At 69.1% G+C, this 18,709-nt stretch carries 16 protein-coding genes; 8 read left to right on the forward strand and 8 right to left on the reverse strand.

Features of this window, described 5'->3' with window-relative positions; translation table 11 throughout:
* The 3 genes from mutL to CS062_RS22700 form a co-directional block, all read right to left on the reverse strand.
* Positions 1–1,257 (reverse strand): DNA mismatch repair endonuclease MutL (gene mutL / locus CS062_RS22690; RefSeq protein ID WP_143742463.1); only part of this gene is annotated, 1,257 nt, incomplete at its 3' end.
* Entirely contained in the window at positions 1,214–2,053 is an 840-nt protein-coding gene (locus CS062_RS22695; RefSeq protein ID WP_099863900.1) for a CPBP family intramembrane glutamic endopeptidase, read from the reverse strand. The genes mutL and CS062_RS22695, both read right to left, overlap by 44 nt.
* 106 nt (positions 2,054–2,159) lie before the next feature.
* Positions 2,160–2,372, reverse strand: coding sequence for a hypothetical protein (locus CS062_RS22700; protein ID WP_143742464.1), 213 nt, complete (start codon positions 2,370–2,372; stop codon positions 2,160–2,162).
* A 245-nt stretch (positions 2,373–2,617) separates the two neighbouring features.
* On the opposite strand from CS062_RS22700, the gene CS062_RS22705 reads away from it, so the two are divergent.
* Together CS062_RS22705 and CS062_RS22710 are read left to right on the forward strand one after the other, a co-directional pair.
* Complete coding sequence (locus CS062_RS22705; protein ID WP_099863903.1) at positions 2,618–3,271, forward strand: DedA family protein; 654 nt, start codon at positions 2,618–2,620, stop codon at positions 3,269–3,271.
* A 247-nt stretch (positions 3,272–3,518) separates the two neighbouring features.
* Positions 3,519–6,971 (forward strand): S41 family peptidase, encoded by a 3,453-nt coding sequence (locus CS062_RS22710; RefSeq protein ID WP_099863915.1) that lies wholly within the window; start codon positions 3,519–3,521, stop codon positions 6,969–6,971.
* Between the two features lie 120 nt (positions 6,972–7,091).
* On the opposite strand, the gene CS062_RS22715 is transcribed toward CS062_RS22710, so the two are convergent.
* Together CS062_RS22715 and tsaE are read right to left on the reverse strand one after the other, a co-directional pair.
* On the reverse strand, positions 7,092–8,510 hold the full coding sequence (locus tag CS062_RS22715) for an N-acetylmuramoyl-L-alanine amidase (RefSeq protein WP_099863917.1): 1,419 nt from the start codon (positions 8,508–8,510) through the stop codon (positions 7,092–7,094).
* A gap of 115 nt (positions 8,511–8,625) precedes the next feature.
* The gene (tsaE, locus tag CS062_RS22720) at positions 8,626–9,159 is read right to left on the reverse strand and encodes a tRNA (adenosine(37)-N6)-threonylcarbamoyltransferase complex ATPase subunit type 1 TsaE (protein ID WP_233218217.1); all 534 of its coding nucleotides are present in this window, start codon (positions 9,157–9,159) and stop codon (positions 8,626–8,628) included.
* 95 nt (positions 9,160–9,254) lie between these two features.
* Between tsaE and queG the strand changes: the two genes are divergently transcribed.
* Positions 9,255–10,334, forward strand: coding sequence for a tRNA epoxyqueuosine(34) reductase QueG (queG, locus tag CS062_RS22725; RefSeq protein ID WP_199174327.1), 1,080 nt, complete (start codon positions 9,255–9,257; stop codon positions 10,332–10,334).
* Here queG and CS062_RS22730 read toward each other — a convergent pair.
* Entirely contained in the window at positions 10,312–11,193 is an 882-nt protein-coding gene (locus CS062_RS22730) for a LysR family transcriptional regulator (RefSeq protein ID WP_099863905.1), read from the reverse strand. The genes queG and CS062_RS22730 overlap by 23 nt on opposite strands.
* Positions 11,194–11,321: 128 nt before the next feature.
* Here CS062_RS22730 and CS062_RS22735 point away from each other — a divergent pair, with 128 nt between their 5' ends.
* The 3 genes from CS062_RS22735 to CS062_RS22745 are packed head-to-tail and all read left to right on the forward strand — an operon-like array spanning position 11,322 to position 13,486.
* Complete coding sequence (locus tag CS062_RS22735) at positions 11,322–12,215, forward strand: amino acid ABC transporter substrate-binding protein (RefSeq protein WP_099863907.1); 894 nt, start codon at positions 11,322–11,324, stop codon at positions 12,213–12,215.
* A 7-nt stretch (positions 12,216–12,222) separates the two neighbouring features.
* Entirely contained in the window at positions 12,223–13,116 is an 894-nt protein-coding gene (gene cuyB, locus CS062_RS22740; protein ID WP_099863909.1) for a cysteate racemase, read from the forward strand.
* A complete protein-coding gene (locus CS062_RS22745; protein WP_099863911.1) occupies positions 13,085–13,486 on the forward strand; it encodes a hypothetical protein in 402 nt (133 codons plus the stop codon). The genes cuyB and CS062_RS22745 overlap by 32 nt, the downstream gene beginning before the upstream one ends.
* A gap of 36 nt (positions 13,487–13,522) precedes the next feature.
* Here the strand turns inward: CS062_RS22745 and CS062_RS22750 are convergent, their stop codons facing one another.
* Positions 13,523–14,416 carry an AEC family transporter gene (locus tag CS062_RS22750; RefSeq protein WP_099863912.1) on the reverse strand — a complete coding sequence of 298 codons (894 nt, stop codon included), beginning with the start codon at positions 14,414–14,416 and terminating at the stop codon, positions 13,523–13,525.
* Between the two features lie 144 nt (positions 14,417–14,560).
* Here CS062_RS22750 and CS062_RS22755 point away from each other — a divergent pair, with 144 nt between their 5' ends.
* The gene (locus CS062_RS22755; protein ID WP_099863914.1) at positions 14,561–15,538 is read left to right on the forward strand and encodes a tripartite tricarboxylate transporter substrate binding protein BugE; all 978 of its coding nucleotides are present in this window, start codon (positions 14,561–14,563) and stop codon (positions 15,536–15,538) included.
* A 344-nt stretch (positions 15,539–15,882) separates the two neighbouring features.
* Positions 15,883–17,181: an isocitrate lyase gene (aceA, locus tag CS062_RS22760; RefSeq protein WP_438270498.1), complete on the forward strand. Its 1,299-nt coding sequence runs from the start codon at positions 15,883–15,885 to the stop codon at positions 17,179–17,181.
* Positions 17,182–17,275: 94 nt separating this feature from the next.
* Here the strand turns inward: aceA and CS062_RS22765 are convergent.
* The coding region (locus CS062_RS22765; protein WP_143742465.1) for a hybrid sensor histidine kinase/response regulator at positions 17,276–18,709 on the reverse strand (1,434 nt) is incomplete at its 5' end.

Genomic DNA, 18,709 nt, shown 5'->3' on the forward strand with positions numbered 1-18,709 from the left:
GAAGCTGGCCGAGGGCGCGTGATACGGCGCGGGCGGCTCGTAGGCGCGGACGCCGGGCACGTCCGCTTCGGAGGAGGCCGCGGAGGCGCCGGGCGCGCCGTCCATCGGCCGCTCCCAGGCGGGCGTGCCGGTCCAGCGCTGGCGGCCGGTGTCCGCGACCGGCATGGCGGCCGCGCCTTCGACCGGGGTCGCGGTCGGCGCGCCGTCCTCCGCGCGGGACAGCGCCAGCGCGGCGACGACGGCGCGGCGCACCTGCTGGTGGATCTCGCGGCCGTCGCGGAAGCGGACCTCGATCTTGGTGGGATGGACATTGACGTCGACCAGCTCGGGCTGGACGTCGATGAACAGCACGTAGGTGGGCTGGCGGTGGCCGTGCAGGACGTCGTCGAAGGCGGAGCGGATCGCATGGGCGATCAGCTTGTCGCGCACATAGCGGCCGTTGACGTAGACGTACTGCATGTCGGCGCGGCTGCGGGCCGCCTCGGGCAGGCCGACGCGGCCGTGGATGCGCATCGGGCCGACTTCGGCGAAGACTTCGCGGCTCTGCGCGATGAATTCCTCGTTCAGGACCTCGGCGATCCGCTGCGGCAGCGGCGACGCGCGCCACTGGTCCACCAGCTTGCCCTCGTGCCAGACGGCGAAGCCGACGTCGGGGCGGGCGAGGGCGTGGCGACGCAGCGCTTCCAGGCAGTGCGCCAGCTCGGTGCCCTCGCTCTTGAGGAACTTGCGGCGGGCGGGGGTGTTGAAGAACAGCTCGCGGACCTCGACGGAAGTGCCTCTGGCGCGAGCGGCGGGGCTGAGCTCGCCGGTGCGGGCTTCGAGGCGCCAGGCGTGCGGGGCGCCGTTGAAGCGGGAGACGATGGCCAGTTCCGCGATCGAGGACACGGCGGCGAGCGCTTCGCCGCGGAAGCCCATGGTGGCGACGGCCTCGAGGTCGTCCAGGGTGCCGATCTTGCTGGTGGCGTGGCGCTTGATGGCGAGCGGCAGTTCGCCGTCGGGGATGCCGTGGCCGTCGTCCTCGACGATGAGGGAGCGGATGCCGCCGGCGATCAGCTTGAGCTGGATCTGGCCGGCGCCGGCGTCCAGTGCGTTGTCGACCAGTTCACGCACGACGGAGGACGGGCGTTCGACGACCTCGCCGGCGGCGATCTGGGAGATCAGTTCATCGGGAAGTTCGCGGATCGCGCGGCGCGCGCCGGAGACGGCGTGGTCGTCAAGGGCCGCGGAGTTCGCCGTCGGGGCGAGGGTGTCGTCCATGGGGCGCGATTGTAGAAGCTGCCGGTCTGGTCGCCCGTCCGGCAGCGATTCTCCACAGCAGCAAGGCGTCGAGCGCCAGCCACCCCGTGGCGGTGGCATCGGTCCAGGGGAAGCGCAGGCTTTCCACGGTGCGATGGGTTGACCAGTAGGCCGAGGGCGAGGTCTGTGCCACCAGCAGATCGATGGCGAAGTGGAGCAGCACGACCACCCACAGCCGACGCGTCGCCAGATAGACCACTCCGAGCGTCAGCGACGCGCTGAAGTACCACGTCATGGCGTGAGGGCCGGTGAAGGCAACCCTGCCATGAGCCAGCATGAAGATCAGGGCTTGAAGGAGGACGGTGACAAGCGGCCCCGCACCGGCTCTCAGGAGAAGCCCCATGAGGACGAATCTGTGAACTGCTTCTTCCAGAAGTGCAATGAGCAGGACCGCCACCAAGGAAGTCGCCACGCCGAAGGGTGTGATCAACGAAAGGGTTTCCTCATTGGCCAGGACATCCAGGGAGAGGGCGAAACAGACGAGCGGCAGCAACAGGGTGGCAACGACCATTCGGCGCGCGGTCGCAGCCGGCATGAAGGTCAGCCCGTAGCGGCCTCTGGTCAGGAGAATGAAGAACCAGGTGACGGCGACCGCGATCACCGAGGGGGCCAAGCGCGCGCCCAACGCGTCGTCGATCCAGGTACGCCATGGCGCCGCAAAAAGCTGAAAGCCCAGGAAGAGGAGGATGAAGTTGATGGCGAAAGCCTCAACCAACGCAAAGGCGGTGCGCGTCAGGGTCTTGAGTTGTTGGCTCATCGAATGGACCTAGCTGCGAACGATCCAGAAGCCTGGCCCGTTCAGGTGAAGCAGGGGCGGCGAACGCGGTTCGGGCGCTGCCGCCATCGATCACTTGGATCCGGCCTCAATCCGCGAGGCACAGGAACAGTGAGGTCCAGAAGCCAGCCGCCACGCCACTTCGGCCAGTCATCTCGGCGATCATGCAGTCGCCGATCGACTCCTCGCCGGTGTAGTGATAGTTGTCCCCCATGCCCGTGGCGCCCACTTCACCGCCGACCGCGCGGTTCAGCAGCGGGTGGTCCATGCCCAGTTCTTCGATACCAGTTGCGTAGCTCATTTCAAGTCCTTTAGGTTGCTCAACAGAATTGGCACCCGTCGATGCCCGTTGAAGAACCTCCGGAGGTGACGGCATTCTTTGGGTGGAGGCGCCGCGCCGTCGATTGGCGTTTGTCGCATCGCACCGACCGGTGGGCCTCTGGCTCGCTCCGGCGGCTTCCGCCCAGTCGCGACAACAATTTCAAGTCGGTCACGCTCGCGTTTCGTCACCGGTTGTCATGGAACCGGCCGCCATAATCCGCGCCCATGGATCTGATGCACTTCCTCGTCGACTTCATCCTGCATGTCGACAAGCACCTCGCCGAGTTCGTGGCCGCCTACGGCATGTGGGTCTACGCGCTGCTGTTCCTGATCGTGTTCGTGGAGACCGGCCTGGTGGTGATGCCCTTCCTGCCGGGCGATTCACTGCTGTTCGTGGTCGGCGCGCTGTGCGGCACCGGGATGATGAGCCTGCCGCTGGCGATCGCCGTCCTGCTGGTGGCCGCGATCCTGGGCGACCAGTGCAACTACACGATCGGGCGCTACTTCGGACCCAAGGTCTTCCAGTGGGAGCAGTCCCGCTTCTTCAACAAGCGGGCCTTCGACGCGGCCCACGAGTTCTACGAGAAGCACGGCGGCGTCACCATCATCCTGGCGCGCTTCATGCCGTTCATCCGCACCTTCGCGCCCTTCGTGGCCGGCGTGGCCGAGATGACCCGCAGCCGCTTCACCGCCTACAACGTCGCCGGCGGCGTCATCTGGGTCGTGGGCCTGACGCTGGCGGGCTACCTCTTCGGCAACATCCCCTTTGTCCAGACCCATCTCTCCAAGATCATCTGGGCCATGATCCTCATCCCCGGCCTCATCGCCCTCTACGGCGGATGGAAGGCCTCCCGCGCGAAGCCCACCTCAGCCGCATAAGCGCTCCACTTCAGCACGGACAGCGGGCCGATCAAGGGCGGTGGGGCGTGGGGTCCTGGCCCTTGCGGCCAAGGCGCCATGCCCCGGCGACCTGGCGCTCGGCCCCGGCAGGTGGGCGGTCTCCCGAAGCCGTCCCGACACACGGGAAAACACCGACGCGCCCAGCGCGCAAACCCCGGGGGTGAGCTTCGTCACGATGAAATCGCGGGACTATCCTCGCCCGCTGCTTTTCATCGCCGACACCGCCATGCAACTCAGCATCCTCAGCAAGGCCGCCACCCTGGCCCTGAGCTTGACCGCCGCCATCGCGGCGGCGCCCACGCAGGCCCAACAGGCCGCGACAACGACCGCATCCGCCACCGCCACCGCGCCGGCGCCCGCCGTGACGATGCTGCTGCGCGAGCCCGCCGTGTCGGCGCGCCACCTGGCCTTCGTCTACGGCGGCGACCTGTGGATCGCCAATCGCGACGGCAGCCAGCCGCGCCGCCTGGCCGGTCACGCCGCGCCGGAATTCGCGCCGCGCTTCTCGCCCGACGGGCAGTGGATCGCCTTCTCCGCCGGCTACGACGGCAACACCGATGTCTACCTGATCGCCGCCAGCGGCGGCCAGCCGCGGCGCCTGACCTGGCACCCGTCCGCCGACCAGGTCACCGGCTGGAGCCCGGACGGCAAGCGCGTGCTCTTCGCCTCCAACCGCGAGGTGCTGAACACCCGCAGCAAGCAGCTGTTCGAGGTGGCGCTGGAAGGCGGCTTCGAGCAGAAGGTGATGGAGGCCGTCGCCTACGAAGGCGTGTGGTCCCCGGACGGCACGCGCCTGGCCTACCGCCCCAACGGCGCGGCCTACTCGGGCTCGAGCGGCTGGCGGCAGAGCCGCGGCGGCACCACCCCGCCGATCTGGATCCTCGATCCCAAGGGCAAGACCTGGGAGCAGATCCCGCATGTCAACGCGACCGACAGCAATCCGATCTGGATGGGCGACGAGGTCGTCTTCATCTCCGACCGCAACGATGGCGCGGCCAACCTCTTCGCCTTCCACACCAGGACCAAGGCCCTGCGCCAGCTGACCCGGGAGACCGTCTGGGACGTGCGCAGCGCCGATGGCCGTGACGGGCGCATCGTCTACGAGGCCGGCGGGCAGCTCAAGGAGATCGGCATTGAGGGCGGGACTGCCCGCATCCTGAGCATCGCGCTGAACGAGCCCAGCAACGAGGCCCGCGTGCAGTGGAAGGACGCGGCGCGCACCGTCACCAAGGCGGCGCTGTCGGCCACCGGCAAGCGCGTGGTCATCAGCGCCCGCGGCGAGGTCTTCACCGTGCCGGTGAAGGACGGCGTCGTGCGCAACCTGACGCAGACCTCCGGCGTGCGCGAGAAGGACGCGATCTGGAGCCCCGACGGCCAGCAGGTCGCCTATGTCTCCGACGAGCCCGGCATGCGCCACCAGGTGGTGATCCGCGACCAGCTCGGCGACCAGGCCGCCAACAAGCCCACCCGCAAGATCCTGCTGCCCGAGGTCGGCTACTACACGCTGCTCGACTGGTCCCCCGATGGCGCGCGGCTGGTGCTGCAGGACAACCACCTCAACCTCTACCAGCTGCCGCTGAGCGGCCCGCAGTCGGGCAAGCTCGCGAAGGTCGACACCAGCGAGCGCCGCGCCGGCTTCGACGTCAGCTTCTCGCCCGACGGCCGCTACCTGGCCTATACGGTGGTCGGCAAGAATTTCTTCAGCCAGGTCCGCATCGCCGACTTCCAGACCGGCCAGCAGCACACCGTCACCGACGGCCTGAGCCACGCCAACCTGCCGGCGTTCTCGACCAAGGGCGACGTACTGTTCTTCGCGGCCTCGATCAACTCCGGGCCGGCCCAGGTGGGCCTGGACATGTCGACGCAGGAGCGCTCGCTGCGCATGGGGCTGTACGCGGCAGTGCTGCGCGCCGATGGCAAGTCGCCGCTCGAGCCCAAGGCGGGCGATGAGGACGGCAAGGACGGCAAGGGCAAGGCGGACGAGGCCAGGGAGGCCGACAAGGACACCGGCAAGTCCGGCAAGGGCGAGCCGGGCGAGAAGAGCGAAAAGAGCGAGAAGGACGCCAAGGCCGACAAGAAGGACGACGCCAAGGACGTCAAGCCCAAGGCCAAGCCGGTGCGGATCGATTTCGCCGGGCTGAAGGATCGCATCGTCGGTCTGCCGGTCGCGACCGCCCGCTACGACGACCTGGGCGTTGCCGATGACGGCGCGCTGTTCTACCTGGAGCGCAAGCAGCCGGGCGTGTCGATCGACGCCGACGGCGGCAATGGCCGCAAGGGCGACCTGTACCGCTTCGATTTCGAGGAGAAGAAGGCCAAGCTGGTGAAGCCGCAGGTCGAGGACTACAGCCTCAGCCCCGACGGCAAGAAGCTCCTGCTGAACCTGGGCGGCGGCCGCCTGGAGATCGCCGACGCGCGCGAGAAGGTCGACACCAAGAGCATCGACCTGTCGGGCCTGAAGACGCGCATCGACCCGCGCGCCGAATGGCGCCAGATCTTCGACGAGACCTGGTGGATGGAGAAGGAGTTCTTCTACGACCCCAAACTCCACGGCCTGGACTGGCAAGGCGTCTATCAGCGCTATGCGCCGCTGGTGGCGGGCGTGCAGCGCCGCGAGGACCTGAACGACCTGCTGGTGGAGATGATCGGCGAGCTGCAGGTGGGTCACAACCGCGTCGGCGGTGGCGACGTCGCGCAGGAGGCGCGCGTCGCGGTGGGGCTGCTGGGCGCGGACTTCAGCTTCGAGAACGGCAAGTACCGCATCAAGACGATCTTCAAGGGCGACCGCTGGGATCCCTACCTGAAGGCGCCGCTGGCCGCTCCCGGCCTGGGCGTCAAGGAAGGCGACTACCTGCTGGCGGTCAACGGCCAGCCGGTGGACGGCAGCCACAACCTGTACCAGCAGCTGGAGAACACGGTCGGCAAGCAGGTGCAGCTGACGGTGTCGGCCAATGCGAACGGGCAGGGCGCGCGGCGCGTCACGGTCGAGCCGATCGCGACCGAGAGCCGCCTGCGCCAGTGGGCCTGGATCGACCACAACCGCGAGGAGGTGGATCGCCTGAGCGGCGGCAAGATCGCCTATGTCTACATGCCGGACACGGCGGGACCGGGCTTCCAGCACTTCAACCGGATGTTCTTCGCGCAGGTGGACAAGCCGGGCTTGATCGTCGATGACCGCCGCAACGGCGGCGGCCAGGCGGCCAACTACGTGACCGAGCTGCTGAACCGGGCCTACCTGGGCAGCTGGAAGGACCGCGATGGCCTGATCTACGACACGCCGGCCGGTGCGATCTACGGGCCCAAGGCGATGCTGATCGACCAGGATGCCGGCTCCGGCGGCGACTTCATGCCCTATGCGTTCAAGCGCACCGGCCTGGGCCCGCTGATCGGCAAGCGGACCTGGGGCGGGCTGATCGGGATCTCGGCCAATCCGAACCTGATCGATGGCGGCTTCCTGGTCGTGCCGTTCTTCCGCTTCTTCACGCCGGAAGGCGAATGGCGCATCGAGAACGAAGGCGTGTCGCCCGACATCGACGTGGACCTCGATCCGGTGGCGGTCAATGCCGGCCGCGACGTGCAGCTCGAGGCGGCGGTCGCGAACGTGATGGAGCGCCTGAAGACGTGGAAAGCGATTCAGCGCACGACGGCTCCAGCGATGCCGACGCAGGTGGGGCGCTGAATCGGCTTCGCCGTGGAGGATGGGGCTCCCACCCCATCCCCGCCCTCCAAGCGGGCGGGGTCGATGTGACCCCACCCCAGCCCGCCCCCACGGGGCGGGTGAGCGGCGAGGAACGGCGCGCTACAGGGCGCGATGTCTCGCCGCCAGCGGCGGATTCTTCGCGAAGTAGCGCGCGATGCCGGTGGCCAGCGCCTTGACCAGGTCGTCCTGGTAGTCCGGGTCGCGCAGCTTCGCCTCCTCCTCGGGGTTGGAGATGAACGCCGTCTCCACCAGGATCGACGGCACGTCCGGCGCCTTCAGCACCGCGAAGCCGGCCTGCTCGACGCTGCCCTTGTGCAGCTTGGCGAGCTTGCCGATCTGCCCCAGCACCTCGCCGCCCAGCTTCAGGCTGTCCTTGATCTGCGCCGAGGTGCTCATGTCCAGCATCGCCCGCAGCACGCCGGCATCCTTCACCGCCTTGCTGTTGACGCCGCCGATCACGTCGGCCGCGTTCTCCTTGTCCGCCATCCAGCGCGCCGCGGTGGAGCTCGCGCCGCTGGTGGAAAGCGCGAAGACCGAGGCGCCGCGCGCCTTCGGCGTGATGAACGCGTCCGCATGGATCGACACGAACAGGTCGGCCTGCACCCGCCGTGCCTTGCGCACCCGCTCGCCCAGCGGGACGAAGAAGTCCGCATCGCGGGTCATCATCACGCGGATGCGCGGATTGGCGTTCAGCCGGTCGCGCAGCTTCTTGCCGATCGCCAGCACCACGTCCTTCTCCCGCAGGCCCGTCGGGCCGATCGCTCCCGGGTCCTCGCCGCCATGGCCCGGATCGATCGCGATCACGATCAGGCGATCCAGCTTGGACTGGCTCATCTCCGGCGCCACCTCCTTGAGCGGCGGCGCGGGCGGCGGCGGCGTCTCGATCCGCGCGATGGCGCTGGCGGGACGGGCCGGGGGCTGGGCTGCCGCGCTGGCGGCGCTCTCGGCGCTCGAGGCCGCCGTCTGCGGCCGATCGATGCGGCCGATCAGCTCGCCCAGCGCGTCGTTGACCGACTGCGCCGCGGCGCTCTCCGCGGCTTCCTTCTCGCGCACCAGGTCCAGCAGCGGATCGCGCTCCCGCGTCGGATGCAGGTCCAGCACCAGGCGATTCTTGTAGGCGGCCACCGGCTCGATGGTGAACACCTGCGGCGCCACCGCCTGCTTCAGGTCCAGCACGATGCGCACCACCCGAGGCTGGTTCTGGCCGACCCGGACGCCGGCGATGTAGGGGTCGTCCGGCTTCACCTTGCCGAGCAGCTCCTTCAATCCGGCGTTCAGCTCCAGGCCGTCGATGTCGATGACGAGCCGGTCCGGATTCGCGGCCATGAAGCTCCTGGCGGCCAGTTGGCGGTCGGACTCGATGGTCACCCGGGTGTAGTCGCTGGCCGGCCAGACGCGCACCGCGACGATGGTGGCGGCACCGGCGACGCCCGCGGCCAGCGCGGGCAGGGCGGGGAAGCTCAGCACCACCGCGCCCATGCGGCGCAGGGCCTTGCGGCGATCGCGTGTCGTGGTCATGGCCGTGCTGGCGGGCGAGGACGGCGCAGCCGCCGCGTCGTCCGTCAGCGGGGTGGCAGGCAGGCCGGTCAGGTCTCCGTTCATGTGAGGCGTGTCGGTCTCGTTCGAATCGGTGTCAATCGGGGGCTACGGGTTCACCGGGCGCGGCGGTCGGGGTGGCCAGTTGCCGGTCCAGCTCGGCCAGCAGCGCCTGGCCGCGGGGGGTGTGCGCCTCGGCGCGGACGTCCCGGCTGTCGTCCTCGTTGACCGCGAGCACCAGCCGCAGGTCCGGCGACGGCAGCATGCCGGCGGCCTTCGATGGCCATTCGCTGAGCTTGAGCCCGGGCGCGGCGAAGACGTCGCGGAAGCCCGCGTCCTCCCACTCGCGTGGATCGCTGAAGCGGTAGAAGTCGAAGTGATGGGCGGGCAGGCCGCCGAGCCCGGGCGGCGTGTAGTCCTCGACCACCGCGTAGCTGGGGCTCTTGATGCGGCCGGTGACGCCCAGCGCGCGCAGCAGGTGGCGCACCAGGCTGGTCTTGCCGGCGCCCAGGCCGCCGTCGAGTTCGATGCCCAGGTCCGCGATCTGCGGACAGCGGGCCAGCGCCTGCGCGAAGCGCTCGCAGGCGGCCTCGTCGGGCCAACGGAATGGGCGGGTTTCTAGAATGCTCAACAGCGATGAATTCCTTGGTCAACACCCCGCGGCCCGACGCGCCTTCCGACGCTTCCTCGAGCCCCTCCCGAGACCCCGACGCGCTGGCCGCGCTGATGGTCGAGGTCCGCGCCTGGGCGCATGAGCTCGGATTCTCACAGATCGGCGTGGCCCACGTCGACCTGAGCGACGCGGAGGCCGGCCTGCAGGCCTGGCTCGATGCCGGATTCCATGGCGAGATGCAGTACATGGCCGCGCACGGCCTGAAGCGCGCCCGCCCGGCGGAACTGGTGCCCGGCACGATCAGCATCCTCACCGCGCGCATGGACTACCTGCCCGAGGCCATCGGCCCGGACTGGCAGGAGCGGGAATGGACCGCGCTGCGCGATCCGGCGCGGGCGCAGGTCTCGCTCTATGCGCGGGGGCGGGACTATCACAAGGTCCTGCGCCAGCGCCTGCAGCAGCTGGCGGATCGCCTGCAGACCCGGGTCGGGCCGATGGGCCATCGCGTCTTTACCGACTCGGCGCCGGTGCTGGAGGTGGAGCTCGCGAGCCGCGCCGGCATCGGCTGGCGCGGCAAGCACACGCTGACGCTGCACCGCGACAGCGGCTCGATGTTCTTCCTCGGCGAGATCTACCTGGATCTAGCGCTGCCGGCCAGCGAGCCGGTCACCGCGCATTGCGGCCAGTGCCGCGCCTGCCTGGACGCCTGTCCGACCGGGGCGATCATCGCCCCGTACCGGCTCGACGCGCGGCGCTGCATCAGCTACCTGACGATCGAGCAGGACGGCCCGATCCCGATCGAGTTCCGCGCCGCCATCGGCAACCGCATCTACGGCTGCGACGACTGCCAGCTCGCCTGCCCCTGGAACAAGTTCGCGCGCAGGAATCCGCTGCCCGACTTCGAATGGCGCGAGCCGCTCGGCGACGCCTCGCTGCTGGCGCTCTGGGCCTGGGACGAGGCGACTTTCCTCAAGCGCACCGAGGGCTCGGCGATCCGCCGCATCGGCCATGCGCGATGGCGACGCAACATCGCGGTCGCGCTGGGCAATGCGCTGCGGCAAGACCTGGCGCCGGCGCTGCGGCAGGCGATGCGCGCGGCGCTGCAGGCCGAGCGCCCCGGCGCGTCGCCGCTGCTGGCGGAGCACATCGACTGGGCCCTGGCGCAGGACTTCAGCCCTCGATCGCCTGCCTGAAGGCGGCGATGAAATCGGACACGGGTTGCGGCGACCGCAATCCCTGCGGCTGCAGCGCGCGCACCTCGACCGGCACTTCCGGCAGCAGCGTGCGGATGTGCAGGTCGCCGTCGCTGGCCTGCGCGGTGAACGAATCGATGATGGCCGGCCCGAAACCCTGCTCGGCCATGACCATCGCGATGTGGTGGGTCTGCACGGTGATGCCGGCCCGCGGCGACACCTCCAGCCGCGCCCACTGGTCGGCCAGCACCGCGCCCAGCGGATCGCGCTCGTCGATGCGGATGAAGGGCTCGCGCAGCAGATCCTGCAGCGCGACCGTGGTGCGGCGATCGGCGCCGCCGCGGCTGCGCGGCGAGGCGCACACCAGCCGGCCCGTCGCCACCAGTTCATCGGAGAGGGCGGGGTGGGGCAGCCGGCCGTAGACGATGCCGACGTCGCCCTCCTGCAGCGCCATGGCGCGGGCGATGTCGTTCGAGTGCATCGTCCGCACGCTGATGGGCAGGTCGCGGTAGCGGCGGCGGAAGCGCTTCAGCGCGTCGGGCAAGGCCTTCACCGCCAGCGACGGAACGATCAGGATGCGGAAGCCCTGGCCCTCGCCGCTGCCCAGCGCGCCGGCCATGCGCCTGACCGACTCCAGCTGCGACATCAGCGCCTGCACTTCGGGATAGAGCGCCTGCGCCTCGCGCGGGGGCACGAGCCGGCGCCGCTGGCGCGTGAACAGCGCATAGCCCAGTTGAAGCTCGGCCAGTTGCAGCGATTGCGTCACCGCCGGCTGCGTCACATGAAGCAGCTTCGACGCCGCGCTCACCGATCCGGTCAGCATGACGGCGTGGAAGACCTCGATGTGTTTCAGGCGCATGGCACCGTCTCCGCGGGGAACATAAGGCCAGCTTATAGGATGCGGCGCAATGGCGATGCCCGAAAGGGCTGAGGTTCAATATCGTCCACCGCAGTGCAACCCCCCGCGTCCCCGAGAAAGGAATTCCCATGAAGGTGTTCGTTTCCAGTGCAGTCGTCGCCCTGTCGCTCGCCGCGCCCCTGGGCGCGTCGGCCCAGTCGGGCGGCACGCTCGACAAGGTCAAGGCGTCCGGCGTCATCACGGTCGCCTATCGGGATTCGTCGATCCCGTTCTCCTACCTGGGCGCGGACGCGCAGCCGACCGGCTTCGGTTGGGAGATCTGCGGCCGGATCGTCGAGCAGGTCCGCAAGGCCACCGGTCGCGCCGACCTGAAGGTGGCGACCCAGTCGGTCACCTCGCAGAACCGCATCCCGCTGCTGGCCAACGGCACGGTGGACATCGAGTGCGGCTCCACCACCAACAACAGCGAGCGCGCCAAACAGGTGAGCTTCGCGATCAACTACTTCTATACCGGCACCCGGCTGCTGGTGAAGAGCAGTTCGCCGATCAAGTCCTTCGCCGACCTGAAGGGGCGCAAGGTGGTCTCCACCACCGGAACGACCAACTTCCAGGTGATGCGCAAGCTCAACGCGGAGAAGCAGCTGGGCTTCGAGCTCATCAGCGCGAAGGACCATGCGGAGTCGGCACTGCTGGTGCAGTCGGACCGCGCCGACGCGTTCGCGATGGACGACATCCTGCTCTACGGCCTGCGCGCCAGTGCGATCAATCCGGCGGACCTGGCGGTGGTCGGCGACGCGGTCCAGGTCGAGCCCTACGCGATCATGCTGCGCAAGGACGATCCCGCCTTCAAGCAGCTGGTGGACGGCACGCTGACCCAGCTGATGAAGAGCGGCGAATTCGAGGCGCTCTACAAGAAGTGGTTCCAGTCGCCGATCCCGCCCAAGGGCATCAATCTCAATGCGCCGATGAGCCGCGAGCTGCAGGACAACCTCAAGACCTTGTCCGACAAGCCGGCGCTGTAAGACCGCGATGACACACGGCACACCGCGCCTGGCGCGCGGCGCTGGCGGAGCCTTGCCCGCCGCGCCGGCTTGCGTCGAGTCGACCCGCGGCCCGGAGGAGCGGTCCGCCCGCAGCTCGGGCATCGTCGGCATCCTCGGCGGCATGGGGCCTCTGGCGACGGTGGACTTCATGCGCAAGATGCTCGAGGCCACGCCTGCGGCGACGGACCAGGAGCACATCCCCGTCGTGGTGAGCAGCATCCCGCAGGTGCCGGACCGGACGGCCGCGTTCCGCGGCGAGGGCGAGTCGCCGCTGGACGCCATGATCGCGAGCGGCCGCCGGCTGGCCGCGGCCGGCGCGGGCGTGGTGGTGGTCCCTTGCAACACGGCCCACCTGTGGTTCGACGAACTCGAGCAGGCGCTGGGACTGCCGATGCTGCACCTCGTCGACGCGGCCATCGCCGAGGCGCTCGACCGCGTGCCCGCGGACGGCAAGGTCGGCCTGCTTGCGACCGATGCGACGCTCGCGTCCGGGCTCTACCTGAACCGGGCTTCGCCGGATGGGCGTCGGGTCCGCTGGCTGCTGCCCACGGCCAGCGAGATGCTGGACCTGGTGATGCCGGGCATCGCCGACGTGAAGGCTGGCGCCTTGGCATCGGCCGCGCAGCGTCTGGCGAAGGCCGCGCAGGCGCTGCGCGCGCGCGGCGCGCGGGCGATCGTGCTCGGTTGCACCGAGATCCCGCTCGTGCTGGACGCGGCGGCTGCCGGCGCGCCGGTCATCGACGCCACCGCGGCGCTGGCGCGACGGGCCGTGGCGTGGGCGCAGGCGCCACAGCGCGGCGATGGATCGGAGTCGGTGTCTGGCATCGATGTGCGACGAGGAATCCAGGATGGTCGCGGACGTCGAGGTTCTGGAAGATGAGCTCGCGGGCTGGATGGTCTGGCCCGAGGAGCCCATGCATGAAAACGAACTGGCCTGCCGCGTGGTCGGCGTCATCGCATTTCCAGGTGACCCTGTGAATCACCTGGGCACGTTGCTGTATTCATTGGGCGCCACCTGCTACACGGCGGCCTTCGTGCGTGGCGCCACGGGCCACCGATCGCTGGTCTGGGGCGTCCTGGGTGTCCTCTGCGTCTGGCTCAGTACCTGCTTCGAAGGCGGCGCTGAGGCGCGGCCGTCCACGCTGCGCTTCCTGATCGACAACGGCTTGATCGCACTCGGCGCGGTCGTGTGCGGCTCATGGCTCGGGAGACGGCTGTCGTCACGGACGAACGATGCCGGTCAGCCCTGAGGGCCACACTCGCCGCGCTCGCGCGGCGAGCCGGGTTCACGGCGGCGCGGCGCCCAGTGCCAGCCACAGCGGCAGCACGACCATCCCCAGCAGCGTGGAGACGGTCACCAGCCCCGCCACGAACGGGCCGTTGCCGCCCATGCGCACGGCCAGCACATAGGCGCTCGAGGCCGTGGGCATCGCCGCGAACGCGAGCAGCAGCGCCGCCTGCGGCGCGGGCAGCGCCAGCGCATGACCGATCGCCAGCGCGATCAGCGGCAGCACCAGGTGGCGGATCGCGAGCAGGGCGCTCGCCAGCCCCGGCGCATCCTTGAGCGCCCCGAGCCGCAAGCCCGCGCCCACCGCCATCAGCCCGAGCGGCAGCGCCGCCAGGCCGATCTTCTGCAGCGAGATCGCCGCCGGCTCCGGCAGGCGCAGCCCGGCGAGGTTGGCGGCCAGGCCAGCCAGCGTCGACACGATCAGCGGATTGCGCGCCAGCTCGCGCAGGTAGCCGTGTCCGCCATGCCGGGCCAGCGGATAGACCGCGGCGACATTGGCCACCGGCACGCACACCGCGACGATCATCGCGATCCAGGCCACGCCCTGCGCGCCATGCAGGCGCTCGGCCAGCGCCAGCGCGACGAAGGAGTTGAAGCGGAAGGCCACCTGCGCGCCGGAGGCATGCGTCCGCGGGTCGACGCCCGGCACCCAGCGCAGCGCGAAGGCCAGCGCGATACCGCTGAGCATCACGCCCAGCCCGCCGCCCATCAGCGCCATCGTGTCGCCCGGCGACAGGCTGCTGCGCGAGATCGAGTTGAACAGCAGGACCGGGAACAGCAGGAAATACACCAGCTTCTCGGCCGCTTCCCAGACCGGGCGGTCCAGCGGCGTGTACCGGCAAAGCACGAAGCCGGCGACGATCAGCAGGAAGTCAGGCAGCAGCAGCAACATCGGAGGACTCGAAGGGGGCGCCAGAGTGTGCCAGTGGTTTCCCGCCCCTCCGACGAGGTCTCTACGTAATTCCGCTAGCGCGACCGCGCCGACGAGATACTTAAGCTTTCCCGATCCCCCAATCCTTCAGAAGACGAGGAGCTCATGAACCGTCGCTCGATCCTCCAACGCGGCCTGCTGCTGGGCACGCTGACGCTGTCCTGCGCCGCGGCGCTGGCCCAGTCCTATCCCACCAAGCCGGTCAAGCTGGTCGTCCCGTTCGCGCCGGGCGGCACCACCGACATCGTGGCGCGCGTGGTCGCCCAGCACATCGCCGGCCCGCTGGGCCAGACGATGGTCGTGGAGAACAAGGCGGGCGGCGGCGGCATCATCGGCGCCAACGACACCGCCAAGTCCGCTCCCGACGGCTACTCGCTGGGCGTGGCCACCGTGTCCACCACCGCCACCAACCCCGCGATCAATCCGAAGACGCCGTACAACCCGCTGACCGACTTCACGCCCATCGTGAACCTCGCGGCCACGCCCAACGTCATCGCCGTCCACCCGTCGTTCCCCGCCAAGGACTACAAGGCCTTCATCGCCGAACTGAAGAAGAGCCCGGGCAAGTACAGCTACGCGACCTCCGGCACCGGTGGCATCGGCCACCTGCAGATGGAGCTGTACAAGAGCCTGACCGGCGTCTTCGTCACCCACATCCCGTACCGCGGCGCCGGCCCGGCGCTGAACGACACCGTCGCCGGCCAGGTGCCGATGATCTTCGACAACCTGCCGTCGGCGCTGCCCTTCATCAAGGACGGCCGCCTGGTGGCCATCGCCGTGGCCGCGCCGCAGCGCCTGGCCGTGCTGCCCAATGTGCCGACCTTCAAGGAACTGGGCCTGGAGCCGGTGAACCGCATGGCCTATTACGGCATCCTCGGTCCGAAGAACCTGCCCAAGGAGGTCGTGGCCAAGATCAATGACGCCGCGCGCAAGACCGTCGACATGCCCGAGGTCAGGAAGCGCATCGAGGAAACCGGCTCGATCGTGATCGGCAATTCGCCGGAGCAGTTCGCCGAGCAGATCAAGGCGGAATACGCGGTCTACAAGAAGGTCGTCGAGACGCAGAAGCTGAAGCTCGACTGACCGGATCGCTCTCCCTCCGAGGGGCGCCCCGCAAAGGGCGCCCCTTTTTCTTTGGCCGAGGTCAGAGGCGGCAATTTCGCCAACCGCCAACGGCGGTATTTCGGATCATGAAAAGAAATTGTCGGCATGCAAAAAGCGCCCGTGCTGCACCGCCGCAAGATTTCTCATGATGGAAGACTGGTTCTCACAATCCGGTTTTGTGTTTGCAAGTTGTTGATTTCAATGGATAAAAAAATCGGTCTTATATAAGACATCAGTGCCCACGGCGGGAAGCAAGGCGCCTAGATTTGAGCCCATCGGTTTTCGTTTTCTCCAGCAACTTCGTTTCCCCAAAGGAGCTCACCATGACGACCTTGACCCGCGAACAACAGATTGCCGCCCTCGAGAAGGACTGGGCCGAGAACCCCCGTTGGAAGGGCATTCAGCGCGGTTACTCGGCCGCTGACGTGGTGCGGCTGCGCGGTTCGCTGCAGATCGAGCACACGCTGGCCAAGCGCGGCGCCGAGAAGCTGTGGAACCTGGTCAACACCGAGCCCTTCGTCAACTCGCTCGGCGCGCTGACCGGCAACCAGGCCATGCAGCAGGTCAAGGCCGGCCTGAAGGCGATCTACCTGTCCGGCTGGCAGGTCGCCGGCGATGCCAACAGCAACGGCGAGATGTATCCCGACCAGTCGCTGTACTCGGTGGACTCGGTGCCGAAGGTGGTCAAGCGCATCAATGCGACCTTCAAGCGTGCCGACGAGATCCAGTGGAGCGAAGGCAAGAACGACATCGACTACTTCGCCCCCATCGTCGCGGACGCGGAAGCCGGCTTCGGCGGCGTGCTGAACGCCTTCGAACTGATGAAGGGCATGATCGACGCCGGCGCCGCGGGCGTGCACTTCGAGGACCAGCTGGCCGCGGCCAAGAAGTGCGGCCACATGGGCGGCAAGGTGCTGGTGCCCACCCGTGAAGCGGTGGCCAAGCTGGTCGCGGCCCGCCTGGCGGCCGACACGATGGGCGTGCCCACCGTGCTGCTGGCCCGCACCGACGCCGAGGCCGGCGACCTCGTCACCAGCGACATCGACGACAACGACAAGCCCTTCTGCACCGGCGAGCGCACTGTCGAAGGCTTCTTCCGCACCCGCAACGGCCTGGAACAGGCCATCAGCCGCGGCCTGGCCTACGCGCCCTATGCCGACATGATCTGGTGCGAGACCGGCAAGCCCGACCTGGCTTTCGCCAAGGCCTTCGCCGAAGCCATCCATGCCAAGTTCCCCGGCAAGCTGCTGGCCTACAACTGCTCGCCGAGCTTCAACTGGAAGAAGAACCTGGACGACGCCACCATCGCCAAGTTCCAGCGCGAGCTGGGCGCGATGGGCTACAAGTTCCAGTTCATCACGCTGGCCGGCTTCCACAGCCTGAACTACTCGATGTTCAACCTGGCCTACGGCTATGCGCGCAACAACATGAGCGCCTTCGTCGAGCTGCAGGAAGCTGAATTCGCCGCCGCCGAGAAGGGCTTCACCGCAGTGAAGCACCAGCGCGAGGTCGGCACGGGTTACTTCGACGCGGTCACCACCACGATCGAGGCGCAGGCGTCGACCGCGGCGCTGAAGGGTTCCACGGAGGACGAACAGTTCTTCGATGCCAAGCACGGCTGATCGCCGCACGGCGACCCCGTTCGCGCGGGGTCGATGAACCGGAAGAGGGGCTGCTGGGGAGCAGCCCCTTTTTTCATGCCGCGTCGGCGCGGGTTCAGCGGGTCGTGGCCTCGGAATGCAGCGCGGCAGGCGCGCGAAGCCGCCATTCCTGGATCAGCTCGACCACCGCATCCGGGTCCGCCGGCTTGACCAGGTGCACGTCGAAGCCCGCCTCGTGCGCGCGTCGACGGTCGTCCTGCTGGCCGTAGCCGGTCAGCGCGATGAGCAGGCAGCGATCGCCGCCGGGCAGGGTGCGCAGCCGGCGCGCGACCTCGTAGCCGTCCAGGCCGGGCAGGCCGATGTCCAGCAGCACCACATCGGGCGCGCAGGCCGCGGCCCGGTCCAGCGCCCGGGCGCCGTCCAGCTCCACCTGCGTGTCGAAGCCGGCCAGCTCGAGGAACACCGCCATCGAGTCGGCCGCATCGCGGTTGTCGTCGACGACCAGCACCTGGCAGGGCTCGTCCTGCGGCTGCGGCGCGGACCCGAGCGGGTTCCGCACCGCGCCGCCGGCGACGGTCGGGGCGGCGCTGGCCGAAGCCCCTTGCCCCGGGGCCAGCGCGTCCATCGCTTCGTCCGCCACCACCGCAGGCAGACGCACGACGAATTCCGAGCCCTGGCCGGGGCCGTCGCTGCGCGCCTCGACCTCGCCGTGATGCAGCTGGACCAGGCGCTGCACCAGCGTCAGGCCGACGCCCAGCCCGCCCTGGTTGCGATCCAGGCCACGCGGGCCTTGCTCGAACAGGTCGAAGACATGCGGCAGCAGCGAGGCCTCGATGCCGCGGCCGTTGTCGCGCACGGTGAGCGTGAAGCCGGGCTCGCGCGGCGAAGTGGCGACACCCTCCGGCTCCACCGGCTCGTCACGGACGAGCGTCAGCTCGATCCGGCCCTCGGGACCGGTGTACTTGCTGGCGTTGTGCAGCAGGTTGGTGATGACCTGGATCAGCCGCGCGCCATCGCCACGGACCCGCGCCGGCCGGTCGGGCAGCTGCAGGCGCAGCTCCTGCCGATGCAGGTCCACCAGCGACTGCACCGCCTCCAGGCTCTGCCTCACCACGTCGCGCAGGTCCAGGGTCTCGGTCTTGAGCACGATCTTTCCCTGGCTGATGCGGGCGACGTCCAGCAGCTCGTCGACCAGGCGGGTCAGGTGACGCGCCTGCCGGTCGGTCACCGCGAGGGCCTGGGCGAGCCGGTCGTCGCGGTCGGCGCGTGCGGCGGCTTCCTCGCCCGGTGGCGGCGCCACCAGCGAGCGCATCACCTCGATCGCGCTGCGGATCGGCGCGAGCGGATTGCGCAGCTCGTGGGACAGCATCGCGAGGAACTCGTCCTTGCGGCGACTGGCCTCCAGCAGGCCGGCCTCGGCCTGTCGGCGCTCGACGATCTCGGCCTGCAGCGCGCCGTACAGGCGCGCGTTCTCGAAGGCGATCGCCGCGCGGCTGGCCAGTTCCTCGAGCGTCGGCCAGTCGGGCGGCTGGTGCGGCTCGACCAGCAG

This window comes from Roseateles chitinivorans, from assembly GCF_002761755.1.
GTDB lineage: Bacteria > Pseudomonadota > Gammaproteobacteria > Burkholderiales > Burkholderiaceae_C > Roseateles > Roseateles chitinivorans.